General features: G+C 40.2%; 28 protein-coding genes. 15 read left to right on the forward strand and 13 right to left on the reverse strand.

The window, feature by feature from the left end; translation table 11 throughout:
• Window positions 1-50: 50 nt before the first annotated feature.
• The 3 genes from IGI67_RS12100 to IGI67_RS12110 all read right to left on the reverse strand — a co-directional run bounded on the left by IGI67_RS12100 (window position 51) and on the right by IGI67_RS12110 (window position 3119).
• A complete protein-coding gene (locus IGI67_RS12100; protein ID WP_429957837.1) occupies window positions 51-758 on the reverse strand; it encodes a transposase in 708 nt (235 codons plus the stop codon).
• Window positions 751-2280: a DUF1538 domain-containing protein gene (locus IGI67_RS12105; RefSeq protein WP_429957838.1), complete on the reverse strand. Its 1530-nt coding sequence runs from the start codon at window positions 2278-2280 to the stop codon at window positions 751-753. The genes IGI67_RS12100 and IGI67_RS12105 overlap by 8 nt, the downstream gene beginning before the upstream one ends.
• 89 nt (window positions 2281-2369) lie before the next feature.
• Window positions 2370-3119 carry a MurR/RpiR family transcriptional regulator gene (locus IGI67_RS12110; protein ID WP_429957839.1) on the reverse strand — a complete coding sequence of 250 codons (750 nt, stop codon included), beginning with the start codon at window positions 3117-3119 and terminating at the stop codon, window positions 2370-2372.
• 148 nt (window positions 3120-3267) lie between these two features.
• Between IGI67_RS12110 and pfkB the strand changes: the two genes are divergently transcribed.
• From pfkB to lacD, 4 genes are read left to right on the forward strand one after another with little or no spacing between them, the layout of a single operon-like run.
• Window positions 3268-4218: a 1-phosphofructokinase gene (gene pfkB, locus IGI67_RS12115; protein ID WP_429957840.1), complete on the forward strand. Its 951-nt coding sequence runs from the start codon at window positions 3268-3270 to the stop codon at window positions 4216-4218.
• On the forward strand, window positions 4200-5642 hold the full coding sequence (locus tag IGI67_RS12120; RefSeq protein ID WP_429957841.1) for a PTS fructose transporter subunit IIC: 1443 nt from the start codon (window positions 4200-4202) through the stop codon (window positions 5640-5642). Before pfkB ends, IGI67_RS12120 begins: the two co-directional genes overlap by 19 nt.
• A 13-nt stretch (window positions 5643-5655) precedes the next feature.
• Window positions 5656-6114, forward strand: a complete 459-nt coding sequence (locus IGI67_RS12125; RefSeq protein ID WP_207110729.1) for a fructose PTS transporter subunit IIA — start codon at window positions 5656-5658, stop codon at window positions 6112-6114.
• On the forward strand, window positions 6111-7085 hold the full coding sequence (lacD, locus tag IGI67_RS12130; RefSeq protein ID WP_429957842.1) for a tagatose-bisphosphate aldolase: 975 nt from the start codon (window positions 6111-6113) through the stop codon (window positions 7083-7085). The genes IGI67_RS12125 and lacD overlap by 4 nt, the downstream gene beginning before the upstream one ends.
• Before the next feature lie 56 nt (window positions 7086-7141).
• Here lacD and argH read toward each other — a convergent pair whose 3' ends face one another.
• The gene (gene argH, locus IGI67_RS12135) at window positions 7142-8512 is read right to left on the reverse strand and encodes an argininosuccinate lyase (RefSeq protein WP_429957843.1); all 1371 of its coding nucleotides are present in this window, start codon (window positions 8510-8512) and stop codon (window positions 7142-7144) included.
• Between the two features lie 315 nt (window positions 8513-8827).
• The gene (locus IGI67_RS12140; protein WP_207110726.1) at window positions 8828-10036 is read right to left on the reverse strand and encodes an argininosuccinate synthase; all 1209 of its coding nucleotides are present in this window, start codon (window positions 10034-10036) and stop codon (window positions 8828-8830) included.
• 351 nt (window positions 10037-10387) lie between these two features.
• Between IGI67_RS12140 and rplM the strand changes: the two genes are divergently transcribed.
• On the forward strand, window positions 10388-10816 hold the full coding sequence (gene rplM / locus IGI67_RS12145) for a 50S ribosomal protein L13 (protein ID WP_347401821.1): 429 nt from the start codon (window positions 10388-10390) through the stop codon (window positions 10814-10816).
• Between the two features lie 15 nt (window positions 10817-10831).
• Window positions 10832-11224 (forward strand): 30S ribosomal protein S9, encoded by a 393-nt coding sequence (gene rpsI / locus IGI67_RS12150; RefSeq protein ID WP_207110724.1) that lies wholly within the window; start codon window positions 10832-10834, stop codon window positions 11222-11224.
• Window positions 11225-11399: 175 nt separating this feature from the next.
• Here the strand turns inward: rpsI and IGI67_RS12155 are convergent, their stop codons facing one another.
• From IGI67_RS12155 to IGI67_RS12175, 5 genes are all read right to left on the reverse strand, one after another.
• A complete protein-coding gene (locus IGI67_RS12155; RefSeq protein ID WP_429957844.1) occupies window positions 11400-12635 on the reverse strand; it encodes a tyrosine-type recombinase/integrase in 1236 nt (411 codons plus the stop codon).
• Between the two features lie 68 nt (window positions 12636-12703).
• Window positions 12704-12979 (reverse strand): helix-turn-helix domain-containing protein, encoded by a 276-nt coding sequence (locus tag IGI67_RS12160; RefSeq protein WP_429957845.1) that lies wholly within the window; start codon window positions 12977-12979, stop codon window positions 12704-12706.
• Between the two features lie 48 nt (window positions 12980-13027).
• The gene (locus tag IGI67_RS12165) at window positions 13028-13594 is read right to left on the reverse strand and encodes a rolling circle replication-associated protein (RefSeq protein ID WP_429957846.1); all 567 of its coding nucleotides are present in this window, start codon (window positions 13592-13594) and stop codon (window positions 13028-13030) included.
• Window positions 13595-14022: 428 nt separating this feature from the next.
• Window positions 14023-14394 carry a hypothetical protein gene (locus tag IGI67_RS12170; protein WP_429957847.1) on the reverse strand — a complete coding sequence of 124 codons (372 nt, stop codon included), beginning with the start codon at window positions 14392-14394 and terminating at the stop codon, window positions 14023-14025.
• A gap of 137 nt (window positions 14395-14531) precedes the next feature.
• Window positions 14532-14873, reverse strand: a complete 342-nt coding sequence (locus tag IGI67_RS12175) for a hypothetical protein (protein WP_429958639.1) — start codon at window positions 14871-14873, stop codon at window positions 14532-14534.
• Window positions 14874-15038: 165 nt separating this feature from the next.
• On the opposite strand from IGI67_RS12175, the gene IGI67_RS12180 reads away from it, so the two are divergent.
• The 4 genes from IGI67_RS12180 (at window position 15039) to IGI67_RS12195 (ending at window position 17776) form a co-directional block, all read left to right on the forward strand.
• A complete protein-coding gene (locus IGI67_RS12180) occupies window positions 15039-15857 on the forward strand; it encodes a helix-turn-helix domain-containing protein (RefSeq protein ID WP_429957848.1) in 819 nt (272 codons plus the stop codon).
• A 249-nt stretch (window positions 15858-16106) separates the two neighbouring features.
• Window positions 16107-16322 carry a hypothetical protein gene (locus tag IGI67_RS12185; RefSeq protein ID WP_429957849.1) on the forward strand — a complete coding sequence of 72 codons (216 nt, stop codon included), beginning with the start codon at window positions 16107-16109 and terminating at the stop codon, window positions 16320-16322.
• Window positions 16315-16923 (forward strand): Fic/DOC family protein, encoded by a 609-nt coding sequence (locus IGI67_RS12190; protein WP_429957850.1) that lies wholly within the window; start codon window positions 16315-16317, stop codon window positions 16921-16923. Before IGI67_RS12185 ends, IGI67_RS12190 begins: the two co-directional genes overlap by 8 nt.
• Before the next feature lie 364 nt (window positions 16924-17287).
• Window positions 17288-17776 (forward strand): DUF3916 domain-containing protein, encoded by a 489-nt coding sequence (locus IGI67_RS12195; protein ID WP_429957851.1) that lies wholly within the window; start codon window positions 17288-17290, stop codon window positions 17774-17776.
• Between the two features lie 163 nt (window positions 17777-17939).
• Here the strand turns inward: IGI67_RS12195 and IGI67_RS12200 are convergent, their stop codons facing one another.
• The 3 genes from IGI67_RS12200 to IGI67_RS12210 all read right to left on the reverse strand — a co-directional run bounded on the left by IGI67_RS12200 (window position 17940) and on the right by IGI67_RS12210 (window position 21611).
• Window positions 17940-18959 (reverse strand): hypothetical protein, encoded by a 1020-nt coding sequence (locus IGI67_RS12200; RefSeq protein WP_429957852.1) that lies wholly within the window; start codon window positions 18957-18959, stop codon window positions 17940-17942.
• Window positions 18960-19357: 398 nt separating this feature from the next.
• Entirely contained in the window at window positions 19358-20794 is a 1437-nt protein-coding gene (locus tag IGI67_RS12205; protein ID WP_429957853.1) for a helix-turn-helix domain-containing protein, read from the reverse strand.
• Window positions 20795-20903: 109 nt separating this feature from the next.
• Entirely contained in the window at window positions 20904-21611 is a 708-nt protein-coding gene (locus tag IGI67_RS12210) for a helix-turn-helix domain-containing protein (RefSeq protein WP_429957854.1), read from the reverse strand.
• Window positions 21612-22163: 552 nt separating this feature from the next.
• On the opposite strand from IGI67_RS12210, the gene IGI67_RS12215 reads away from it, so the two are divergent.
• From IGI67_RS12215 to IGI67_RS12235, 5 genes are all read left to right on the forward strand, one after another.
• Window positions 22164-23144, forward strand: a complete 981-nt coding sequence (locus IGI67_RS12215; RefSeq protein WP_429957855.1) for a tRNA dihydrouridine synthase — start codon at window positions 22164-22166, stop codon at window positions 23142-23144.
• Window positions 23145-23381: 237 nt separating this feature from the next.
• A complete protein-coding gene (locus IGI67_RS12220; RefSeq protein ID WP_429957856.1) occupies window positions 23382-23888 on the forward strand; it encodes a macro domain-containing protein in 507 nt (168 codons plus the stop codon).
• Between the two features lie 77 nt (window positions 23889-23965).
• Entirely contained in the window at window positions 23966-24355 is a 390-nt protein-coding gene (locus IGI67_RS12225) for an ASCH domain-containing protein (RefSeq protein ID WP_429957857.1), read from the forward strand.
• A 562-nt stretch (window positions 24356-24917) separates the two neighbouring features.
• Window positions 24918-26441: a helix-turn-helix domain-containing protein gene (locus IGI67_RS12230; RefSeq protein WP_429957858.1), complete on the forward strand. Its 1524-nt coding sequence runs from the start codon at window positions 24918-24920 to the stop codon at window positions 26439-26441.
• Window positions 26442-26460: 19 nt separating this feature from the next.
• On the forward strand, window positions 26461-26754 hold the full coding sequence (locus tag IGI67_RS12235; protein WP_207108714.1) for a nucleotide pyrophosphohydrolase: 294 nt from the start codon (window positions 26461-26463) through the stop codon (window positions 26752-26754).
• The last annotated feature ends 35 nt before the right edge of the window (window positions 26755-26789 follow it).

Below are 26789 nucleotides of genomic sequence, written 5' to 3' on the forward strand. Positions count from 1 at the left end.
AAACTAAAATGAGGTTCCCATCTTTATTGATGAGAACCTCTTTTTTCATACTACTGTTGAGTTATATCCGTATTTAAGCCAATAACGCCGTCTACTGGGACAGAAATCAAGATGCCTTGAGCTTCGCTAAGCAAACCACATTGCTCACCGATGGCCTTCATAATAGCCATTTTCTTGTCTTGCTCCACTAAGATATAAACCATTTCTTTTTCCGGTTGAATACTGATGCCCCATTTTTTCATGGTTTCTTGGGAATCAAGGCGGCGCGCGTGTACGACAGTTCCGCCCGCTGCACCAGCTCCAGTGGCAGCAGTCATGACCTCTTCACTGAATCCTTGGTTGATGGTTACCATCAGTAAACTATATTTCGCATCTTGAATCATCTGCTTTTCCTCTCTTTCCATATGCTTTTGGATTTTATCGTGCATTTCTGAATCTAGAATTTTCATGACATAGCTGCTTGCTCCCGAGATGGGAATAGTAAATGCACAGCCTCTGTTTGGTTTATGAAGACAGAGACCTTCGCCAAGAGCAGCGAATAAAGCAGGCACACATTTTTTTAATACAGGACAAATGAAAAGAGCTTTCTCTGATGTTCCCAAGCCTAAATAATCCATTACTTCATTGGATGCTGTTCCTTTGCCGATACATAAATATTGGACAGGCGTATTTTGAGCATCAAATATTGCGTGAGCTTTCTTCTTATCTTTATGGTCTACGATCAGTATTAACATTCGAACTGCCGGTTTATTATGCATCTTCTTCAGCGTCCTCCCATTCTTCGATTTCATTAAGTTCCTCTATCGTCAAATCTGCCTCTTGATCAGATTGACTTTCTTGCCATTTATAGATGATTCCCATGATTTGAATTGCAATCAATGGGGTTAATGCGACAAGCGCTACGACACCAAAAGCATCCGCCATGATATTTCCATCTAAGGCTTCGCTGACCCCGATACAAAGCGGAAGTAAAAAGGTACTGGTCATAGGACCGCTGGCAACACCGCCGGAGTCAAAGGCGATACCGATGAATATCTTAGGGACGAATCTGGAAAGCAGCAAAGCGATAAGGTAGCCGGGAATGATAATCCAATAGATACTGACGCCAGTGATGGAGCGCATCATAGCTAAGCCGACACTGACTGACACGCCGATAGAAAGACACAAATTCATGGCAGCAGCTGAAATCGATCCGCCGGTGACGTTCTCGACTTGGTGATTCAAAACCTGAATAGCGGGCTCTGCTTTTACAATAAAATAGCCGATCAACATCCCAATCGGAATTAACAGCCACTTGAATTTACTAGCGGCTAGTTCGCCGCCAAGCAGGCTGCCTACCGGGGCAAACCCAATGCTTACACCCGTTAAAAAGAGTACAAGGCCGATATATGTATAAATCAGACCAACGATCATACGAATATATTGTCTGTGGTGGTAACGTCGACTGATAAGCTGAAAAATAAAAAATAGAATGGCTATCGGCAGCATGGAAATGAAGACCTCTTTAGCGAAATGAGGCAGTTCCAACATGAATTCGCGCATCACATCTTGAGTAGTACTTACATTAAGAAATTCCGTCGGTGTGTAAGCAGCATCTGTTGGTTGAAAGAAGATACCTAGTAATAATACAGCTAAAATGGGGCCGATACTGGAGATTGCTACTAAACCAAAGCTGTCGTCTGAAGCATTTTTATCGCTTCGAACGGAGGCTAACCCGACCCCTAAGGCCAAAATGAACGGTACAGTAATCGGTCCAGTGGTTGCTCCGCCTGAATCGAATGCTACAGGTACGAAATCATTCGGTGTTAAAAAGGAAAGCAGAATTACAACAGCGTACAGTACGGTCAGTATGAGCGATAAATTGATTTTGAACAAAATTCGCAGGACTGCGATCGTTAGACAAATACCGACCCCGATAGCGACTGTCCAAATTAATAAATTACTTGGTATAGCGGGCATTTGATCTGCTAATACTTGCAGATCAGGCTCTGCGATCGTAATGACCGCGCCAATTATAAAAACACTGAAGGCAAGGATGACTATTTTTTTGCTTTTGGAGAGCTGAATCCCCATTCCTTCACCTAGAGGGGTCATGGACATCTCAGCACCTAACTGAAAGAACCCCATCCCGATAATCAGCATCACAGCCCCCATTAAGAACATCGCAAATGTTCCTATTTCCATCGGTACTAAAAAGACACTAACAACTAAAACGGTAATTGTGATCGGCAGAACGGCCGACAAGGATTCTGAAATATTCTCTTTTAGTTTTTGATTCATCGATTCACTCCTTTTTTTGTCATTTACAGAAGGACTATGGCTCTACAGCTAAATCCGGTGTTTTCCTTCTCTTAAACACCCGGGTTGTTTCAACTATCGGTAACGCGTAAAGCATAAGAATCAAGCAAGATCCGCGCAATAATTTGTAACGGCAGTCGTGATCGAACCTCGTAATCGGGGAAATAGGAGCCTTCAGATTTGAACCCGACCAAAGCAATCTCGCTATAATTCATCAGGCTGGAAGTGTTATTTGCAGTTAACAGGATTGACCCTATCTCTGCATCATAACAGTTTTTGGCGGCTACGACGAGTTCTTTCGTCTCACCATTCAGTGAAATGAAGATAACGATGTCTCGTTTAGTCAGCTTGCGACTGATATTTTTAATGATTTCCGGATCGGTATGCATCTGACAATTTTTCCCCGTTAATTGGAACTTCACCATCATTTCCTGTCCAATCATTTCTGAAAAGCCGCGAGCAAAAATAAATACCCGTTCCGCGAATTTGATCTTTTGAATCGCATCTTCGATATTGCCGATTTCCATCATATTAATCGTTCGAACGACTTCCTGCTCATTTTTTAGAATGGCTCGCCGAATGCCTTTATCAACCTTATCTAATGAAGAGAAATTGATATTCTTATTTTCCTGCTCTTTTAAATGATGCTTAAATGCGGTGAAGCCCTCGTAGCCTTTCTTTTTCATCGTGCGAACGATCGTAGCCGTCGAAACATTTGCCTGCTCACTAAGCTTCACGATGGAGTAATTAGGCACTTCATGAATGTGCTTCTCAATAAAGTCCCAAAGGTATTGCTCGGTATCGCTCAATTTATGATCCATTGCTTCATTTACCCTTCTTTCAACTTAACACTAGTTAAAAAGTATCATGATTCGTAAAAAAATGTAAAGCTTTTCAGTAAAAGTGTTCAAACGTGAAAACCTTTTCGGTGCTGCTTGTCCCATAATAGGGTCAAGGAGGTCATCACTCATGTCTATCTACACATGCACTATGAACCTAGCGATTGATCTATTTATCGAAACGGACACAATGAATCCTTTTACTGTAAATCGAACGAAGGATGATGATATCCAAGCAAACGGAAAAGGTGTGAATGTGTCACTCGTACTAAAAATGTTAGGAGTCAACACCACTGCATTAGGATTTCGTGCAGGGTTTACAGGGAACTATATAGAAGATTATTTACAGGAAAAAGCCATCTGCACTGATTTTATTGAAGTTCCCGGCATGACCCGCATCAATGTGTTTACTCAAGTCAATCAAACAGGGGAGGAATACAAGCTAGTAAATCAAGGTCCAGAAATACCGGCTGAAAAGGTCCAAGCATTTTTGGATCAGATCAGAAATTTGCAGGCGAAGGATTATCTCTGTATCTCAGGAAGCCTGCCGCGAGGTGTGGAGCCTAAGATTTTAGTTGAGATCAGCCGGATCTGCAAAGAGCGGGGGATTAACTTGATTATCGACAGCAGCTATCAAGAAGTCATGGATTGTTTATCTTATCAACCGTTTCTGCTAAAGCCTAACGAGGAAGAATTGGCATCTTGGTTTGGACAGGTAATTGACACAGAGGAAGCGTATTTGTTTTATGGGCAGCAATTGTTAGAGGCGGGCGCACAAAATGTGCTGTTGTCGCTTGGTGGAAAGGGAGCAATTCTTTTTACGCAGGGTAGAGTTCTACGAGGAAATTCGCCAAAAGGAAAGGTAGTCAATACGGCTTGTGCGGGAGATACGCTATTAGGAACCTTTTTAGCCGGTCATTTTGCCAATCAGCCGCTGGAGGAAACATTACGCAAAAGCTTAGCGGCGGGAAGCTCCACAGCTTTTCGCAAGGGGCTGACCGATTTTTTGGATGTTGAGGAATTAAGTAAGCAAATTGAAATCAAAGAAGAGAGGGTAAAAACATGGGAAATTATCAATTAATCGCAGCAACAGGTTGTCCGACAGGGATTGCACACACATATATGGCTCAAGAAGCATTAGAACAGGCCGCTAAGAAAAAAGGCGTCACGATCAAAGTCGAAACCCATGGGCAAATCGGGATCGAAAATGAACTGACCGCTGAAGAAATCAGAAACGCGGAAGCAGTTATCATTGCGGCGGACAAGGACGTTCATCCTGAACGATTCGCGGGAAAACGCATCATTGATGTTTCTGTCAGCACCGGGATCAAGGATGCGGAGCGTTTGATCGAGGATGCCTTGGCTGGAAAAGGGTCAGTGGCTGCCGAAAATCATGCGGTGGATGCATTAGAGCAGGAAACAGGAAGTCATACTAGTTTTGGCCGCAGCATTTATAAGAATCTGATGAATGGTGTCTCTCACATGCTGCCTTTCGTAGTGGCCGGCGGTGTTCTGATCGCGATTTCATTTGCGGTTTGGGGAATTTATTCATTTGACCCGGATAACGCACAGTACAATTCTACGGCGGCGATGTTAAAAGCAGTTGGGGATGCGGCGATGGGGATGATGGTTCCGGTCCTGGCAGCTTATATCGCTGAAGGAATCGCGAAACGCCCTGGTTTAGTTGTTGGTTTTGTCGGCGGGATCGTTGCAATGAATGGCGGTACAGGGTTTTTAGGCGGAATTTTGGCTGGTTTCTTGGCCGGGTACTTCATTTTATTCTTGCAAAAAATCTTGGAAGTCTTACCTAAACAGCTGGATGGCTTAAAAGCGATTTTCTTGTATCCGGTCATTGGTGTGGCGGTTATTGGGATCGTGATGTCTTTATTGGCTGGTCCAATGAAAGCTGTGAATGAAGGCATGATGAGCTTTTTAGCGGGCTTTGAAAATTCAAATCCTTTGGTTCTTGGTGTAATCGTTGGCTGTATGTGTGCTTTTGATATGGGAGGACCAATCAATAAGGCGGCTTATGTAACAGGAACAGCATTATTAGCGCAAGGAAATACCACCTTTATGGCTGGTGTCTCAGCAGCATGTATCGCACCGCCGTTGATTACAGGATTTGCGACGCTGTTCTTTGGAAAATATTTCGATACGAATGACCGTAATGCTGGATTGGTCAATTTCATTTTAGGCTCCACTCATATTACCGAAGGCGCGATCCCGTTTGCGGCCAAAGATCCGATTCGGGTACTGCCAACGATGATGCTGGGTTCATCGATCGCTGCTGTTTTAACTTATATGTTTGGTGTTCAAGTGCCGGCACCCCATGGCGGGTTCTTAGTTTTACCTGTTGTAACAGGGAAGGTCCAATGGGTTCTTTCCATTCTGATCGGCTCAATCGTGGGCGGTGTGATTTTAGGCTTTATCCAAAAGAGCAGTGTGGCTGCGAAAGAAAAGAAAGCGAAGGCCGAACAAGCAGAAAAATCGGCACTTACAGAATAGAGAGGGAGCTGGAATGGGAATTATTCAAGAAGAGAAAATCTTTCTAAATCAATCATTGGCTACTCAAAAGGACGTTTTTGATTTCTTAGCTGAACAAGCTAAAAAGTTAGCCATTTCTACGGAGGAAAATCAGGTTTATCAAAAGCTGGTGGAACGGGAAAATGAAGGAACCACAGGAATGATGGACGGTTTTGCGATTCCTCATGCAAAGGACCAATCGATCAGTCAACCAAGCATTATCATCGTTACGCTGGAGCACGGAATCGAATGGAACAGCTTAGACGGTCAGTTGATTGACTTTGTCATTGCTTTGTTTATACCAGATTCAGAAGCTGGAACGACCCATTTGAAATTATTATCCGCGGTCGCACGGCTGCTGATGCGAAATGAAGTGACCGAACAATTAAAAGCAGCTCAATCGAAAACAGAAATCGCAACATTATTAAATGAAAAAATAGGTGAGAATGAATGAAGACAATCAGTGCAGGGAAAAAGAACTACTTAGATCAGCTTACTAATAAAGAAGGGATAATCGGTGCTTTAGCGATCGATCAGCGCGGCGCCTTGAAGAAAATGATCGGCAAATACAAAGAAGCGACCACAGAAGATGTGATCAAATTCAAAGAGCTGGTTTCTCAGCAATTGACGCCTTACGCGTCCGCGATTTTGTTGGACCCGGAGTTTGGTTTGCCAGCTGCAGATGTTCGTGAGAAGAATTGCGGTCTGTTATTAGCCTATGAAAAGACTGGTTATGATGCGACAACACCAGGACGTTTGCCTGATGTACTAACTGTTTGGTCAGTGAAACGGCTAAAAGAAGCTGGTGCCGATGCTTGCAAATTCCTACTATATTATGATGTTGATGAGCCGGAAGAAATCAATGAACAAAAACGGGCCTACATGGAACGGATCGGTTCAGAATGTACAGCAGAAGATATTCCCTTTTTCTTGGAGATTGTTTCCTATGATGCGGCGATTTCAGACACGGCCTCATTAGATTATGCAAAGGTGAAGCCGCGAAAAGTCATTGAAGCGATGCGTGAATTTTCGAAGGAACGCTATCAGGTCGATGTCTTGAAGGTAGAAGTGCCTGTTAATATGAACTTTGTCGAAGGATATGGGCAAGAGGCATGCTATAGTCAATCAGAAGCCGCGACGTATTTCAAAGAGCAGTCGGATGCAACCGCTCTGCCGTTCATCTTCTTGAGTGCCGGTGTCAGCGCTGAATTGTTCCAAGAAACATTACGCTTTGCGAAGCAGTCCGGTTCCACCTTTAATGGTGTGTTATGCGGTCGGGCAACTTGGGCCAATGGAGTAGAGTCCTTTGTAAAAGAGGGGGAAGAGCAGGCAGCCGCTTGGTTATCTGATGAAGGAAAACGCAACATTGAAGAATTAAATGCGGTATTAAAAGAAACCGCCACCTCTGTTTATACCAACGCATAAGAAAACCGACTATCCGTATTGGGTAGTCGGGTTTCTTCATTATTAATATAGAAGAGTTACAGCTCGGCTTTTGCCAGCTGAATTTGCTTTTTGACTTGATCAAAGCCGGTACCGCCTAATGAATGGCGGCGAGTGACCGCAGTTTTAGAAGACAGCGTATCATAGATGTCCTCTTCGATCACAGAATTAATCGCTTGATATTCGTCTAGCGGCACATCCTGCAGATAGATGCCCTTTTGGGTGCAGGCTAGTACTAGTTTACCGACGATTTCGTGGGCTTGGCGGAATGGAATCCCTTTTGCTGCCAAATAATCAGCCAGCTCAGTAGCGTTAGAAAAGTCTTTCTCAGTAGCATCGTGCATGATTTTGGTATTGACTTTCATGGTATCGATCATGCCGGCCATGATGTCCAAGCTGGTTGCTACGGTGTGAACAGTATCAAACATGCCTTCCTTGTCTTCTTGCAAATCTTTGTTGTAAGCCAGCGGCAACCCTTTTATGACGGTTAATAAGCCAATCAAATCGCCAAAAACACGTCCGGATTTTCCACGGATCAATTCTGCCATGTCGGGGTTTTTCTTTTGCGGCATGATCGAGCTGCCGGTAGAAAAAGTATCTGTTAATTCAACAAACTTAAATTCATGGCTGCACCATAAAATAATTTCTTCGCAGAAACGAGAAAGGTGCATCATCAAGATCGAGCTGTCGCTTAAAAATTCAAGGATGAAATCACGATCACTCACACCATCAAGACTGTTCATATACAGATCGGCAAAGCCTAACTCATCCGCAGTCATCTGACGATCAATCGGGAAGGTCGTTCCTGCCAAAGCAGCACAGCCAAGAGGCGAAAGATCCACACGCTTCATACTTTCCTCCAAGCGGGCTTGATCACGCGTCAGCATGCCATAATAAGCCATTAAATGATGGCCAAAGGAAATCGGCTGTGCATGCTGCAGATGGGTGTATCCAGGCATGATCGTTTCAACATGTTCTTCGGCCTTGTTCACTAAGACCGCGCGGAAATGGTTCACCTTCTCGATGATTTCAAGCAAGTGCTCCTTCAAGTATAAATGCATATCCGTCGCGACCTGGTCATTTCGACTGCGGGCAGTGTGGAGCTTGCCCGCTACAGGTCCGATTTCGTCGTGAAGCATTTTTTCTAAGTTTAAGTGGATGTCTTCATTTTCAATCGTAAAGGTTAAGTCATTATTGGCTGCTTTTTTTGCCAGGATAGTGAGACCAGCAGTGATTTGCTGCGCCTCTTCTTTTGTAATGATGCCTGTTTCACCAAGCATTTTGACATGCGCTAAGCTGCCGGTGATATCTTGTGTCGCAAGTTGCTGGTCAAACGGAATCGAGGCACCGAATGCATCGATCCACGCTTCGTTCTTTCCATCAAATCGCCCACCCCATAATTTTGCCATTGTTTTATCCTCACTTTTATCTATTGATTTTAGCAAAAAAGACCGTCGCAACGGTCTTTTTATGTCTGGCTTATCGAACTAGCTCTTTGAAGCAACAAGCGAAAATTTTTGTTCAAGAGCTGAACGAGTTCGAAAAGCTTTTAACATAGGGAGGAGGCATCTTTTCAGATACCTCAGGATGAAAACATTGCTGGTTTCCTTATTTCCTGACCGGAAAAGAAACTCTCCTAAGAGCAATGGCAAGATGTGAAACCGGACGGCCTTATTTACCGGCAAGTAAAAGCCGCCTCACATCTGGTACATCTTGCAATTTCTTTAAACTGTTGTTTGCTTGCTTTCAGCTTGGATCTCAGCATGTACCTTGGTCGGCAAGCCCCATAGTTTAATGAAGCCGATCGCTGCATCTTGATCAAAGGTATCCGCAGATGTATACGTCGCTAGATTTTCGTTGTATAAGCTGTTGTCAGATTTACGTCCTTCAACAATCACGTTGCCTTTGAATAGTTTCACACGCAATACGCCGTTTACGACTTCTTGTGATTGCTTCAAGAATGCGATCAAGGCATCCATTGTAGGGTTGAACCATAGACCGTCATAGATCATTTGGCATAATTGCTGTTCAATAACTGGTTTGAAATGGGCCATCTCACGAACGAAGGTGAGATCTTCCAATTCTTTATGCGCCTTCATCAACACTTCCGCACCTGGACATTCGTAAACTTCACGAGACTTGATACCTACCAGACGGTTTTCGATATGGTCGATTCTGCCGATGCCGTGAACGCCGGCAATCGTATTTAATTTCATAATCAATGTAGCCAAAGACAATTCCTCGCCGTCTAAAGCAGTCGGTACACCTTTTTCAAAAGTGATCTCAACGATCGTCGGTTTATCTGGTGTTTCTTCTAATTCAGCGGTGATAGCATAAGCACCCGCTGGCGGAGTTGCCCAAGGGTCTTCCAATACGCCGCATTCGCAGGCACGGCCCCATAAATTTTGGTCGATCGAATAAGGATTGTCCAAATCTGCTGGGATCGGCACGCCTTTTTCAGCTGCGTAGTTAATTTCTTCCTCACGCGACCATTTCCATTCACGTACCGGTGCAATGATCTTCAAGTTTGGATCAAGTGCGGCGATAGAAACTTCAAAACGAACCTGATCGTTTCCTTTTCCGGTACAACCATGGGCGATGGTAGTCGCTCCTGTTTGATGAGCCAGTTCGACCAATTTTTTCGAAATCAATGGACGAGATAAAGCTGATACCAACGGATAGGAATTTTCATAGTAAGTATTGCCCTGCAATGCAACCAAAACGAAATCCTGTGAAAATTCTTCACGCGCATCGATGGCATACGATTCAATTGCGCCAACCTGTAATGCCTTATTCTTAATAAATTCAGTGTCGCGTCCTTCGCCAATGTCTAAACAGCAGGCAATCACGTCGTAGCCTTCATCGACGAGCCATTTGATTGAGACGGAAGTATCTAAACCACCTGAGTATGCTAAAATCACTTTTTCTTTCATCCTGATTGCTCCCTTATCGCTTTTTCATTAAATTCTAATTAATGTGTTGAAGCAATATTAGCACCATAAAATACAAAAAGCAAGCACTTTTTAAATATTTATGCAAAATATTTTTGGTTATTCGTTTCTTTATTCATTTTCGGCTGTATATTGAATAGGAATATGTATAGTAGAAGAGAAAGAGGAAAATGAAAATATTTTGCGTTTTCAAAGAGAAAAACATTGACATGGCAAGGCTTTGCAAGTATTATGGTAAATGGTATTGTTTGCCCCACAAGAGCCCCGGAAACTCAAGTGTTTGTCAAACATTCGAAATCGAAATTGGAGGAAAAAAACGTGCGTACAACATATATGGCTAAGCCAGGCGAAGTAGAACGTAAATGGTACGTAGTAGACGCAACTGATGTTCCTTTAGGACGTCTTTCAACAGTTGTTGCATCTGTACTACGCGGAAAAAATAAACCAACATTCACACCACATATTGACACTGGTGATTTTGTAATCGTAATTAATGCAGATAAAATCAAATTAACAGGTAAAAAGGCAACTGACAAGATTTACTACCGTCACTCAAACTTCCCTGGTGGATTGAAATCAATCTCAGCAGGCGAAATGCGTGAAAAAAATTCTCGTCGCTTAATCGAAACTTCTGTTAAAGGTATGCTGCCTAAGAACACTCTAGGTCGCGCTCAAGGCATGAAACTTCACGTTTACGGTGGAGCAGAACATCCACATGCAGCACAACAACCAGAAGTCTTAGACATCACAAACTTAATTTAATAGGAGGGAAATTCATTGGCACAAGTTCAATATAGCGGCACAGGCCGTCGTAAAAATGCAGTTGCTCGCGTACGTTTAGTACCAGGAACTGGTAAAATTACTGTAAATAAAAAAGACGTTGAAGAATATATCCCGCATGCTGACCTACGTTTAGTAATCAACCAACCATTTGGCGTTACTGAAACAGCTGGTTCATACGATGTATTCGTAAACGTAAACGGTGGGGGTTACGCAGGTCAAGCCGGCGCTATCCGTCACGGTATCTCACGTGCTTTATTAGAAGTAGATCCTGATTTCCGTACACCTTTAAAACGCGCTGGATTACTTACTCGTGATTCACGTATGGTTGAACGTAAAAAACCAGGTCTTAAGAAAGCACGTAAAGCTTCACAGTTCTCTAAGCGTTAATATTTGCTTTGTATCAACGTTCCAGACACTTTCCCTTTTTGGGAGAGTGTCTTTTTTTGAGAGAATAGGTACGAAAAAAGGTACGAGTTTTTTGGTCAGACGTTTTTAATACCCGGATGTTTAGTTGTAACAACGTTCTTTATAATATTTTTATTCGTTATTTAATAGTGTTATTTTATTTTGCTTCTCTAGCTTCATTTAGGCGTTTTTCAAATTTTTCATAAGTAGAAAGATCGACAATATTCGGTGTATTTACATAGATTTCGGTCGTCTTGATATCAGAATGAGTGAGCGCTTGAGAGATTTGCGCCATTGTTGCGCCACCTTCACGAGCAAGCGTACTAAAGGTGTGTCTTAGCTTGTGTGGTGTCGTTTTAGTTAAGCCAGGATGTCTATTTCGAATTAGCCTTAAGCGGTAGTTCAGATAGTCGATATGGACAGGAACATTTAATTCGCCAGTACGTTTGGCAAAGGTAAAAATAAATTGTTGTGCCGATTGTTTAGTCCCAATCTTCAGCAGCTCTTCTTTTTGCTTTTTCTTCCAATCATTTAGTAGATCGAATAAGAAAGGTGGTAGTTTGAACTTTGTATTTTTGCGCCCTTTGGTAGCTTTTAAATTTCCAAATTTATCCTGACTTTGTACAACGGTGATATAGCCATTGTCTAAATCAATGTGTTTCCACTGTAGAGCATATGATTCACTCTTGCGGTCGCCTAAGTTGAGTGTCAGCATGAATAGAACATAATCCTGCATAATCAAGTCACCATTCTCATAATCTTCATTTGCTGCATCCAACCATGCAATCAATTCCTCAGCAGTTAAAGCTTCACCAGCTAATTGGCGTTCGGCCTTCAACTTTTGTTTCTTTGGATCCCCCACATAACGCAAGACTTTTTCAATACGATTGTATTCGATGTATTCCAAAAGTTCTGCGATATCAAACATTTGATTAACATAGCTCTTAAGGACTTTAATATTCGCGTAAGTTTGGGATTTTTGCATTAGTGATCGCATGACGAAATCTTTGTTTTCATTTAAAAACTTGATTGAATAATCTCCAAACATCGGTAACAGGTGGAGCCTAAAGACATCTTTTGTGTTGCTAACAGTCGTTGCTGTTGGGATCTGACGTGAACGTCCTGATGAGCCTGCAAGATACATATCCAGCCAAACTGTTTCGTAGAAATCTTTAAATTTAATGTTTCCAGCTAGTTCAAATGATCTAGCGCTTTTTTCATTCAATACACGTTGGATCTTTTGTTGAACTTCCCTTTCCGCTATTTCAGCTTCTTTTTTCGACCTGAACGTTTTTCTAAAACGTTGATTGGTTAGACCGAGTATTTGTCGAACCTCTTTAGGATAAAACACCTCCAGTTTGTAGCTCTTGCTTTTAAGTTTTGTTATTGCCATTTATTTTCCCACTTTCTTTCATGCAAACCAGAACGTAGGATTGACTACGCTCTGATTATAAACCGTTATCATTGACTAAAGCAATGTAACCATTGATTAACTGCTTCTTTGTCGAATCGCACGACCCCTTCAATTACGATTTTTGGTAAACCTTGATTAACCCATTTATCGAGAGTGTTATTAGAAATGTGAAGATACTGACAGGTTTCTTTCTTTGTGAAATAGCGCTTGTTCAGTGAAGCATCTTTGCGTACTTGCTCTATTTGTTTTGAGAATATCGTATAAATAGTAGTACTGAGTTCTTGGGCTTGCTCTTCACTTAGTGTAATTTTAAATTCGTTCATTTTTATTTTCTCCTTCTTATTAGGCCTCTCCTTATTAATACAGTTACTCTATTTTTTTATTTTTGTATAATGAACAGAAACTGCATGGAAACTAATTTTTTGCTCATTAGTAGCTCTATTATGGAAATTCGGACGTCGGACTATGTAATCACTGCTATAAAGAACTTCTTTATTTTTAATAGTATAAGGGCTGTCTGATAACGTTTTTATAATTTGGGGAGAACTAAGATTTCTTGATTTAAAGAATGCCTTTTTCTTATTATTTTTCATTTCTAGGTCTTTATCAAAGTATTTGCTAATATAACGTCCGCGGTTTTCAATACTGTCCACATCGATCTTGTTAATCTTAATATATCCATGTCCCCAAATCGATTCTAAACGTTTGAAAGGGATATAGGGAAAGTCAAATAGAATAAGGTGGTAATGGATGGCTCCGCGCTTTTGTAACTCCCATGTGGCTATATATTTCAATTGTGCTTTCTTTGTTTTATATAAGTCGTAATTGAGTCGTTTGATGAATTTGTTGAACTCATAATTTGCATAGTCTATATCTTCGATATTTTTCTCAAAGGTGAGAGTTAAAAATTTGGTTTGTTCTCTAAAATTTGTATCCACTAACCGAGCGATCTCAAATCGCATATTTTTATAGTATTGATGCTTCCTTTTTAAACTGTCGTACTGGTCTTCTGAAGGAAGCTCATCATAAATTCTTTTTGAAACTTTTTGATCGTATATTCATGGAAATTTCTGTTTCTTAAAAGGATCATTCGACTTATTTTTCTTTGGGAGTATTGGTTCCGTGTATTCATAGATCTCAATATACGAGGGAGTTTCAATAATTTTTTGATTATATGGTTTCAAAAGTTATCGCTCCTTTTTTGGCTATTCTGTTTTCAAAGGTCTGTAGTCTCTAATGCGAATTCGTTAAATTTCTCTAGATGTTGGTCTATAAATCAAGTTAAGTAGGAAGAAATGCTGCGCATTTCTTTGGTGGACTCCATCGTCTGCTTTTTTCGTTCGCAGCGGCGCCGGGCTTTTGTGCCCTACCGCTGTGAACGAAACCAACCGCTGAAAGTTCCACCTTTATTTCGTTCATTTTCTTGCTTCAACTTTTCGATCTCCTCACGCAGTACTTCTATCGTTTGCTCCAATTGTCTCATTTTGATTAATGACTGTACGATCCTCTTCTCAAGAACTTGCCTCTCTATCAGAAATGACTCGGATACCATTGTTAACAATTCATAAGTAGTCAGGTGGTTGTAATCCTCCTCTTTGTCAAATGCTTGCTTCAAAGCTCGATCTCTGCCAATTTTTGGGATATAGTTTGCAGCTTGATTAAAACGTTGGATATCCTCTTTTGAATAGACTCGCGTTTTTCTATGCTTGACGGAGCGGCCGTGCCGATTGTAAGTCATGAAAGGAAGCTGCTCATACTGGAAATGATAGTGACACTCTCTCTGAATAAAATTGGCCCACTTGTTAAGTGTTGAAATAGATTGGAGCCCCTGAACCTGAGGGAGGACTTCAGGGGCAGTGTAAGTCTTGGTTGGGCTCATTTGTTAGAGGTTTCCACAAGAGCCACATCATCTGCTGTTGCTGTAAGACCATAATTGACGAAGTCCCCGTTTGCCAGTCCCCAAGGGGTAATTGTGAGTCCAGTGAAACTCAGAGAGGCCAATCCACTTTTTTTCAGCTCTTCATTTGAGATGACGGGTTGTTCATTGGAGCTTTTTACCTTCACATTTATTTTTTCATAGCGTACTTTGGGTAAAATGCATTCATAACTCCATCCTAGTACTTCTCCATCTTTATGCCAGCGACTAACTTGAACAACTTTGAAAACCTTTTCAATTCTCTCTTTTGGCAATTCTAAGTCCGAAATTTTTATCATCAGTATCTCTCCTTTTGATTGTTAGTACTTATTTTAGTACAAAACCAATATAAACCTGGATTGGCAGATTGTCAATAAAATAGTACAAAAAATAATACATTAATACTTCAATTTTTTCTATATCTTTGTTATGATGAATTTAACTTAAAAACCAAGGAGGTAAAGGATATGACTCCCAATAAGCAAAAAGTTGGAAAACGAATAAATGAAATTAGGACAAATTTAGGATACAGTATGAGCGATTTTGGAAAGTTGATTGGTGACTTGCCAAGAAGTTCGGTTAATAATTGGGAGAAAGGTGTTAGTCTTCCTAAAAAAGAAAAATTAGAGAAAATAGCTCTTTTAGGCAACACATCCACAGATAATATTTTGTATGGAGATTTAGATGAATATTTATTTGATCTCATTGATGCGAATCTTCATATCCAACTAGATGATGATTTTTTGCAAATGATCGTTCTAGCTTCAAAACCTTTCGGCTTTTCTTATCATGATGATGTGAAATGGCTAAAAGTAATTCAGGATATATTGCAAAAAAATAGAATAGAAAAAATTCCAACTTTTTTATTGTACACTCCAGTAGGACAAAACATTTATATTGCTCAAGTCGACAACCCATACCCTCTTGAAAAAGCTGACATCTCAGTAGGGATGTATCCCATTTTTTATGTTTATGCAGAAGTTTCTAAGAATACTTTACACGTCATACCTTTTCCATTTAATAGAGAAAAGGACGAACTTTTAAAACAAGGAATCGATTTTATCACCATGCCAGAAGAACATATATATTTTACGAAGGGGTTTGAACTACTATCTTTGAAAGAAGAAAACTCTAAGATTGTTTTTTATGGCATTTATGAAGGAAAAATAAATATTACAGCATACGATTTTGATGCACCAAATGATTGTTATAGTACAATTGGAGTCGATGATATTCAATTATATAAACCTTTTGTGGAGGAGCTAGAGAAGTCAATAGCTATATAATAGGGGGGTGCGTCTGATCTACAAATTTAATAAATTATTTAAATAGAAATAACGATTGTGGTTATTCGTTTTTTTTAGAATCAAGTACGTGAAAGTATATGTAACGAGACTTCTGTATATCTAAAGTAGTAGAACAAGGCGAGAATGTCCTAAGTTAATGCAAGAACATATTGATTTTATCACACAGAAAAACCAAAGAAATGTGGTATAATGGACACCATTAAACATTAAAGAAGGAGTTGGCTACATATGTCTGATTATAAATACTCGGTAAAAAATACGACTAAAATCGAGCGTGAGAAGCTTCGGAATGTTGCTCTGAGCTATTCAACTTTAGATGCTGCGGAACCTTCTGATGATACTATGAAGTTAGTAGAAGAATATGTGGCAGGTAATATTGAAATTGCGGATGCCTTAGAAACGGTTATTGAAAAATATCGTGCAATGGGTCTAAAAAATGCTTGATCCTTATTTGATTCCAGATACTGATGTCTTGCAAAATAAACTAGGTATAGCGGATAAGGATATTCTTGAAAAAGCTGAAGCGGATATCACGTATTTAAAATTGTTAGATATTGATGCTTGGTTTGAAAATAAGCCGCTCAACTACGAAACATTTCTTGAAGTTCATAAATACATTTTTGGTGATCTATACGAGTGGGCAGGGCAGATTAGAACGATTGATATCTATAAAGAAGAAGCTGTTCTGGGCGGCGTGTCGTTAAAATACGGTGAAATCTCATCAATTCAGCTTCAAATTGAAACGATTATTGATGATCTGAACCAAGTAGAATGGACTGATATTAGTGTGGAAGAAATGATTCCGTTGTTCTCAGACTTGATTGCTCGACTGTGGTTAATTCATCCGTTTAGAGAAGGAAATACTCGAACGGTTATGCGTTTTGCCGGTCTATTTGCAAATGCTAAAGGATTTCCGTTGAACTCAAAACTGTTGCGCGATCATGCCAGTTATGTAAGAAAGTCATTGGTTTTATATTGTGTTGATGAAGTATCTGAAAAGGAATATTTCTTAAAAATAATGGCAGATGCAATTAACGATTTTTAGTTATATTATAAAAGTAGCCATGTTCTGGTTTGCAAATGTTTTTTAGGTACGAATTTAGGTACGAATGCACTTAAATCAGTTGAAATCTATTGATTTATTATTTTTTAAAAAGTAGTTTAAAATGCTTTTATTACAACTGTTTGGCATAAATTTGTTATTTTATATGCGGAACCAGGTCTTAAGAAAGCTCGTAAAGCTTCACAATTCTCTAAGCGTTAATATATTTTATATATCGACATTTCAGACACTTTCCAATTTTTGGAGAGTGTCTTTTTGGTTGTTTAATATTCAACAGCCACAATTTATAGCGACCTGCTATACTCTACATAAGATAATAGGATAGAGTTTACATAAGGATAACGATATGAGTAGAAAGAAACAGCGCGGTCAGGTGCGTAAACTAAGAATGCTGCTTAGGAATATTGATGGCTTCACGCCATTTGCTGAAGTCAATAGTAGTTATGAGCATTTTCATGTACCAAGTGATCCGTTTATTGAGAGCGAAAGAACCAAGGGAAAAATAAAAACAGAATTTTGCAGAGCATGGATAAGTACCACAGAAAGATTTATTCTTCAAAAGCCGGATGATCTACCTTTTTGTAAGGTTGTAGCGGTTATTGCTGTTCCTCATTATTGGAGTTCGAAAATTATTGTTTTTTATGACGAGGATTACTATAGAAGCTTTTGGGAAAGAACAGGTCCAGAGCAGTTTTGGACAAAGATAGATTCAGAGTATTCATTTTGCAAAGAGCATACTATTAAAACTTCAATGAAGGAGCTTTATTATCGTGAAAAGCTTGTTGATGACGAAATAGTTGAAGGTGATTTATGGTTTTATGGAGAGCTAAGCTAAGCGCTAGTGAGAAAAAAGGTACTTTCCACTTGGAGAGTGTCTTTTTTTAGAATAATCTAGCTAAAGGGCCCAATACCATTTTTAGGCATACGAAATAAACCTGATCAACCCATCATTTTTTTGATCAGACGGCCGGCCTAATTTTTTTATGAGAAAAGCGTCCTTATTTCTTTCTTCCCAAGAATTTGTTGACCCTATTTTTCCATTTTCGTTTATCTCGTTCTTCTTGGATCTTTTCTTTGCTTTTGCCATAATGTTTATCGGATGTATCTGGTTTTTTCGAAGGTATTTTCGCTTCTTTTGGTGGTTTTTTACTTGATTTGGCCCCCTCGGACTCCGCAGAAGGCTCTTTTTCTTTTGTTTGAGTCGGCGGCGCTTCACTTGGGAGCGGAGAGAGCGTATCTGTCTCTTGGTGGTTCAGTGTGTTTGAATCGGAACCGCGGGATGACTGAGCGTGAGCGGTTTTGCTGGCAGTTGAGGCAGCTGCTTTTGATATCGGTTTTGATTCGCGAGGTTGTTCCTCTGCAACAGCTGTTTCTTGAACAGATTCCTCTGGCTCTGCTTGAACGGCTTCGTGTTCTGCATCGATACAGCCTTTTTTGCTTTTGAATTTCACATATTCAGCAAAGCGGCGGATGCCTGAGGAGCGGAAGATCGTCAAGGTAGTCAAAACGCCCAAGACTTTGGCGGTTTCCTCTTCGGAACGCACTTGCTTCGTATCGCGAAGCGTCCACGTATGGCGTTTCCCATTGGCATCTTTAAAAATCGACACGAGATCGAATTGAAATTCGGCTATTTCATGAGTTTCAAGGCTCTTCTTTTCTAATAGCTTTTTATACAAACAAGTTTCCTTGGTAAATTGTTGATACTCTTCATCACTGGAAAATAAGCGCTGAATCACGATTTGCCATTCTTCTAATGAAAAGAAATGCTCAAAGTAGACACAGTGCCGGCGTAAGGTATCATTTGGTGCCGCCTTCAAAAAGATTTGATGGATCATTTCGCTTAGCGGCTGAAGGGAAAAATCCCCCACACAAAGCGCGTGACGAAAGAGAATAGCCACAAGGTATTCCACTACTTCTGCTGCCTGCTGTGTTTGTTCAAAATAACGAAGAACCCTTTTCATCAATGTTTCTTTCTTCATTCCAAAAATTTGTCTTGACCCAAGCTTCACTACATCCATTTTTTATACCCCCATCTAGATCATTATTTAACCCCTGTAATCGTTTCCAATTTATTTAGTTAAAATAGTAGCGTTTGATAACGAATTTGTAAATAGAAAATAGGAATACTTTTTTTCTTTACTATCTGTTAAATAGTTTAATAGTAAGGTCAATAGAGACTTTCACCGTAAAAAATAGCTTGATATGATGTTTTTAAAATAACTAAATGATGGTTTTTGTGGCAGGTGGATAAAGGGTCGGAACGTTTATTTATTTTTTTCACTTTTTTATCTGTTGCCAAGTAATCTATCTGATTATAATTTTTTTGCATAAAAAAAGAGCTGCCGCTTATTAGTAAGGCGATAGCTCGTGAGGCGGAGGCCTCTTTGTATTGCTTGTAAGGGTGGTCGCTTTTATATTATTGTTTCGTCAAAACGCAGGTGAAGATATAGTTGGAGATATCTTTTAAATCGTTGGTCAAATGATTAATTGAAATCGGAAGAATAAAATTCTTTTCCTGATTTAACAGGCAGCGTTCGCAAACAATAAAGCAGTCGATATAAAAAAATAATTTTGGGATATCCTCGATGGAATAATAGATCTCGTCATTGATAAAAAAGTATTTTTCGGAAATAATCTTGCTGATATTATTCCTAAACAGCATATGGGAGTATTCGTCTTTGGACACAATGACGATGGGGATCTTCTTTTTCTCGCCTTTTTTTAGAATAGGCATAACTAAATGACAGAACTTCAGAATGATCGATTCGGACAGGGTGATATCGGCTGAAATATTTTCTCTTAACCATGATCGGATGATCGTACTTATTTTTTCCTTCATGTAATGATCATTGCAATCTATGAAGTAATACTGGTTAAGTAAAAATTCATTGATACCCAAAGTGGTGGTGTATACCAAGTCCATCAGAGGCTTCTCAAATTCCATCTCTCCTAGCAGGTTCATTTCGAAGGCTGCTTCAAAACTTCTGATAAGCGCCACAACAGAAGGATAATTTTTGATCAACCGCTTTCGATAGTATTGGTAATCTCCTTCGATCAATCGATAGTTTTCTGGATTATAAGGCAGGTTTTTATAGATAAAAGAAATAAACGCGATATTCTCATCTTCTCCTTCGAGCCCATGCTGCGAAAAACAAGCTTTGATACTGTTAAAAACAATTCCAGTTTTTAAAAACGCGATCGTCTCGGTATCGATCGGCAGCTGCTCGTCTCTGCTGAGGCTCAAAAATATAGCGTAGTGTAGATAATGCAAACTCTTTTTACTGAATTGATTTTTCAAACAATCACCTAGATCACGTGCCATTTGTTCAGATTTAAGAAAGAGCGGCTCATTTTTCAGCTCATCGATACCGATGCCTCTCATCCAGAGGGCCAAGTAAATATAGCGGACCTTCAATTTATTCTCAAAGGCTATTTCTCCATTAGCGTTGATGCCAAGACCTTGCCTAAAGTATCTATCAGCCTTCTTTTTTAAATTGAATACTTTTGTCACAGAGATAAATTCTTCTTCAGCTATGGAAGTATAGTTATTATTTCCCAAAAGGCATCGGTAGCACACCTTCAAAAATAGAGAGTCTGAGTACAATTTGCGTACCAGCTCGTAACAGCTGACGTCTGGTTTGAATTGAAATGCCAACTGTGATCGCGAGATAGAGTAGGAAATTATTTCCTCCTCCAATTTTGTGGCGATCTTCTGACAATCCTTTTTGATCGTATTGAAGCTGGTATTCATATTGGCAGCGAGTTCCCCGATTTTTATCTGTCTGCATTCATATAACACATACGTAATTTTAATTCTGCGTAGGATATCTTTTTCTATAAAGTTGTCTATCAATTGAATGTCTCCTTATATTGTCAAAGCTAGAAAAATCCTAATATAAAATAAGTATCCCTCTATCCTCCTTATGAAGAAGCGCTTGATTCAGCCTGCTTCTAGATAAGATTCATGCATCCATGTATTTTTGTACCTCGTTGAACAATAGGTCTCCCAAGAAGTAACCCTTGTTCCAGGAAGTACTCAACTCACCATTAGGAAATTTATTTACGACGAGCTTCTTTTTGATCCGATTGGCCAAATTAGAGAGCTGGCATAAATTTGATTTTGTGGCTTCGGTTTCCCAGATTAAGTGGCACAATTTTTCGCGTGAAAGAACTTTTCCATCTTTTTGATATTGATAGAGATGATAGAGGAATTTTTTTTCGTTGGATGAAAGACTGAAAAAGAACAGCTCGGAATTTTTTGCGTTTTTTACGCCACTGGTTTCATCAATAGCGAGTATGGTTTTTGATTGTCCGCAGGTTAATTTAGCGATTTTTTCAATGATTTCGATATCCGTTGTTTCTGGATTGATCCAATCATCGATCTCATCGACGAGGTAGGAAAGCTCTGATTTTTTTAAATCGACTTTGCTTCCTTTCCTTACAATGGACAGCCCGTTTTTCTTGAAAGAGGAATAATACTTCGAAACATCTAGAGTAGAAATGGTATCACTGAAAATAACCAATGAGAAGTACTTGATGATTTGGGGACAGAACTGGGCATCGATTATCAGGTCGCTGGAACAGTAAACCTCATCATTTGAGCGTTGCAGGATGGCCTGCAGCTCTTGTTCCGCCAGTAAATTTTTTGTTATGATTAATATTCTTGCCATAAATTTCACTCCTATTAACTGATTTAGCAGGCATGGGCTGAATCAACATTCGTTAATTCACCTTATTTTCTTATTACTACTGCAACAATACATTATCAAAAATATACAGAATAATTTTTCCTTCTTTTTAATTTTTCTAATTCATAAATTAAATTTTCGGATAAAATACATCGTAATATCAAAATATAAACTGCGATTTATCGTTATTTATAAAGAGAGGTTCGCCTAGATGGGTTATTAATACGCTATTTTGTTCAATTGAACAATAAAATAGTAATAAAGAGCAACTCTAATTTTTTCTGTATGGCTTTTTTATCAATTTAAATTGTTTTAGTTGATACTGGAAAATTATGAAGAAAAAATAAAAATGGAGGTATGGTGTTTATATAGGGCATGCAAAGAAAGGAAAGTAAGGAGCGCTTTAGTGAAGAAGCTGCGGTGGAATCCTAATTAAAAGAGGAGGGCTCTTTTATTCAAACTAGCTTTTTGCTTCTTCCTGCAAACCTTAGTATAATGACGTTGTTTTGGATGATATAGGAGGAAGTATACATAATGACAACTAATTTTTGGGCAGAGCTGCCAAAGCCCTTTTTCATCTTGGCACCGATGGAAGACGTAACAGATGTGGTCTTTCGGCATGTCGTAAAAGAAGCCGGAGCACCTGATGTATTCTTTACGGAGTTTACGAATTCAGACAGCTTTTGTCATCCAGATGGGATCGAGAGTGTTCGAGGCCGCTTGGTTTTCACTGACGATGAACAGCCGATGGTGGCGCACATATGGGGGGATAAGCCAGAATTCTTCCGGGAAATGAGTATCGCTTTGGCCGATATGGGTTTTAAGGGAATTGATTTGAATATGGGGTGTCCAGTCCCGAATGTTGCGGAGCGAGGCAAAGGCAGCGGCTTGATTCTGCGGCCTGAGGTAGCGGCAGAATTAATCGAAGCGGCGAAGGCGGGCGGATTGCCTGTGAGCGTGAAGACTCGTCTTGGTTTTACAGACATTGCTGAGATGGAGAACTGGATCAGTCATTTATTAAGGCAGGATATTGCCAACCTTTCAGTCCATATGCGGACGCGAAAAGAAATGAGCAAAGTGGATGCTCATTGGGAGCTTATTCCCCAGATCGTAAAAATGCGAGATGAAATCGCACCGCAAACCTTAATCACGATCAATGGAGATATAGCAGATCGGCAGATGGGGTTGGAGCTGGCAGAGAAATACGGTGTGGACGGTTTGATGATCGGCCGCGGGATTTTCAAAAATCCTTATGCGTTTGAGAAAGAAGCAAAAGAGCATTCTCCAAAAGAAATGATCGGCTTGCTGCGCCTGCAGCTTGATTTGCAGGATCAATATTCGGAGCAGGTTCCTCGTTCGATCGTAGGTCTGCATCGTTTCTTCAAAATCTATGTCAAAGGTTTTCCCGGAGCGAATGATTTACGAGTGAGCTTAATGAATACGAAATCAACAGCGGAAGTTCGAGAGATTTTGGCTGATTTTGAAAAGGATCATCAGGAGCTTCTTTCGGTTTGACCAGGTAAGTATTAAGTGAAAAGTGCTGCGAGGATCGCCTCGCAGTGCTTTTTTTCGTGCCCTCCCTGCGGTAATCAGTGAGCTTGGCCTGTTTTAAAATCTTGAGCTGGTGAGAGGATGGCTGCTTGGCGTTTTTGGTCTTCTAAAGCAATCAAATGGCAATTTTTTAAATCGGCCATGATGCTCCCCGATTGTTTGTTGATATAATAGATAGCGTAAGTGAGAGGAGCGAAAAGGATGATCGAAGTAAGAGTTGGTGATATTTCACGTTTAGCTGTTCAAGTAGATGCAATCGTCAATGCGGCGAATTCAGCTTTGATCCCTGGCGGCGGAGTCGATGGTGCATTAAATAGAGCGGCCGGCCCTAAATTGAAACAGGCCATGGCAGAAATCGGCGGGACACCGACGGGAACTGCGGTGATTACAGCAGCATACGATTTACCAGCTAAGTATGTGATTCATGCGGTGGGACCGCGTTATATTGACGGTAGGCACAATGAAGAAGCGCTGTTATATGCTGCATATGAAGCGGTTTTTCAGCTGGCACACGAGTATGAGCTACGTACCTTAGCCGTTCCTGTGTTAAGTGCAGGCATTTACGGCTATCCTAAAGAGGCTGCAGCTAGAATCCTGTATGAAGTAGCCGACAGACCACTAAATCAGAAGATCACTACGCAGGTCATTGTTTTTGACGATTTCTGGCTGGATATTTTTAAGGATGTTCAACGAAGCCATCTTAAATGAGAACGGTTCATTCTTTTCATCCAATCCTGAATAAAGTGATAAAATAGTCGTAAATACGTAAAAGTGAGGCGAATGATTTGAAGGCTATCTCCATCCATCCAGAGCCAGTTATGGAAATTCTTTCCGGAAAGAAAACCGAAGAGTATCGCTCGTGGTCGACCCACCATCGCGGCCCGTTGCTGATCTGTTCGACAGCGATCAAGACGCCGGGCTGTATTTCAGGCCATGCTGTTTGTATCGTGGATCTTGTTGATGTTAAAAAATTGGACGAAGAGTCCTATGCGTGGATTTTTGCTGAGGTACGCTGCATCAAACCTTTTCCCATCAAGGGACAGCGGCGTTTATACCACGTGCCGGATGATCGGATCGTTGAGCCGGAGGCGGGAGAATTCATAATCGAGTCTGGCGAAAAGGTTGTGACCGAAGAATTCTGGCAAGAATACTATCTTTCACTCATTCAGCAGTAAAAAAAATAGTGATTGTAAAACGCTTATGAAATCAATGAGCGTTTTTTCTTTGCTCAAATTTACAGATATTGCAGAAATTTCGGCATTATTTAGTATTCATGCAAAAAATTGCTGGCGAAAGCAAGAAGATCGATCCCTTGTTTTTTTCTTTTTTTTAAAAAATTGGGAAAATGCCCTAAAATTGTATTTTATTTCAAGCGATGAGACCCAAATAGGCTTGGATTGGAGCAGTGTTTGTGATTTTTGGTGCGCTTTTTTCCCTTTTTTTTCTTAAATTAAAAAAAATTGATTTTGAAATCATGCATTTTGAATGAATTTGACCAAAAATTGTCAAGGGTCCCTTTTCATATTATTATTTGTTAACAAATAAAAAGATTGCGAGTATCTGGTATTTTTTTCATATAAGTAATGGAATATTGTTGAAATAATGTTTTTAAGTGGGTTCTTTTTGCGTAATAGTTCACTTTTTTCAGAATAAACGAAGCAATACTTGTTTTCTGATTCAGAGCCAAATGGCTGGAACTATTCAAGATGAAGGTGGTCTTTTAATGGGGGGATAATCATGGATTTTCGCGCAGTATTGGGAACAAGTAACAAGCGGCGATTGGCATTAGTGGAAAAACTCTATTATCATCGTAGCGGCTGGTCGAGTATTCAGCTGATAAGTGAGTTGAATTGCTCATTGCCGATTCTGTTAAATGATATTGAATTGATCAATGAAGAGTATCCTAGATTTCAGATTACGAAAATAAAAGGACTCTATCAATTGATTGTGGATAAGAAAGTCAGTTTAGGAAATCTTTATGCCAATATTTTGAATACGAGTCCGGAGTTTCAGATTATTGAAGAGCTTTTGTATGAGGAATGTGAAAATATTACGGCACTCGCAAAGAAGCTGTATCTCAGTTCTTCTAACACGCAACGCTATTTGAAAAAAATTGAGAAGGCGTTGACTCTGGCTGGGCTGGAATTATGCTATCGTCCATTGCGGGTGGAAGGAAATGAAGGGGAGATCCGACACTTTTATTATCGCTTTTACAGTGAACGACAGGTTTCATTTGAAAGCACGCTGCCTAAGCTGCCTCTTAAGCATTACCATATTATTGAGCAGTATATCCAAGAATTTGTTAAGGTCAATCAGATCCACGAAAAGTATGTTTTTCAAAAGCGGCTGATCTATAATTTTTATATCAGTGTTTGGCGAATGAAAAATGGGCATGAGTATCCGAAGGAGGAGCTGAGGACGGAAGGCTTAGACCTGCCGCTGAACCTAAGTTATAAGCTGCTGAAGCACTCTGTTAGAGAAGGGGTAGAAATGGATTTGACACCGGATATGGTGCGGGATGGTCTTTGGCTGCTTTTTTCTGATTCGGTTGTATTCAGCATTTCACATCGGGAGTTTGCGATAGCAGACAACAAGAAGTATCAGCGGCTGTTTATGCAGCATCACGAGCTCGTGGAGGCATACAACAAAATGCTTGGCTATCGTTTAGATAAGCAAAGCCAAATCAATTTGGCGACGGTTCTATCGAATGATTTTTATCTGCATGATCCGCAAGGCAGGTATGTATGCCTGCTATGGCGCAACCGAACGATTTTCTTATCGGAAGTCTCGAAGGTTTATAGTCGCGGGGTGGAACGAGTGTGGGAGCTGGTCCAAGAATTTGTTGATCGCTATGGAATGTATCAGGAAGAGGATTTTATTCGCAACTATGTGTATTTATTGATCACCACAGAAGAGCGGGGATTGGAATGGCTGGCCAGCCAAGAACCTTTTTTGAGGCTGCTGCTGTTATCGGATTTAACACCAACGGAGGAAAGTTTTTTAGCCAAGCAAATTAGTGATACGATCTATGGCAACTTTCTGCTCGTTCATTTTGAAAAATTATCTGGGGGTACCCCGCAGCTGCATAATGAATTGAAAAATTATGATTGCTTGATTACTACGGGTTCGGCTGAAGGGCTGCCAGAGGACTATCCTGTTGTTGTGATCGATCCCTTTTTGACCAAACAAAGCAGACGCTGGATTCAGGATACTATCAACGAGCTTGAGGAAAAACGCTCCTTCGTTTCTGTGTTAGAATAGAAACGAAAGAAGGTTGACTATGGATAGTATGGAGAAAATTAATCAATTTCGTGACGAAAGAAACTGGCGTCCCTTTCACAATGAGAAGGATTTAGCGCTGTCGATTTGTTTGGAAGCGGCTGAATTATTGGAGCTCTTTCAATGGAAGGACTCAGAAGAAGCGCGGACGCAAACGGAACGCCTAAAGGAAGAATTGGCGGATGTATTGATCTATTCTTATATGATGGCGGATAATTTGAACTTTGATATCGATGAGATCATCAGCGAAAAATTGAAGAAAAACGCGATTAAATATCCGGTGGAAGAAGCGTAAGCTTTTGTGCAGCTTCAAAAAATACACATTTTTAG

Source organism: Enterococcus sp. AZ196, from assembly GCF_050498845.1.
GTDB classification, from domain to species: Bacteria; Bacillota; Bacilli; order Lactobacillales; family Enterococcaceae; genus Enterococcus_A; species Enterococcus_A murrayae.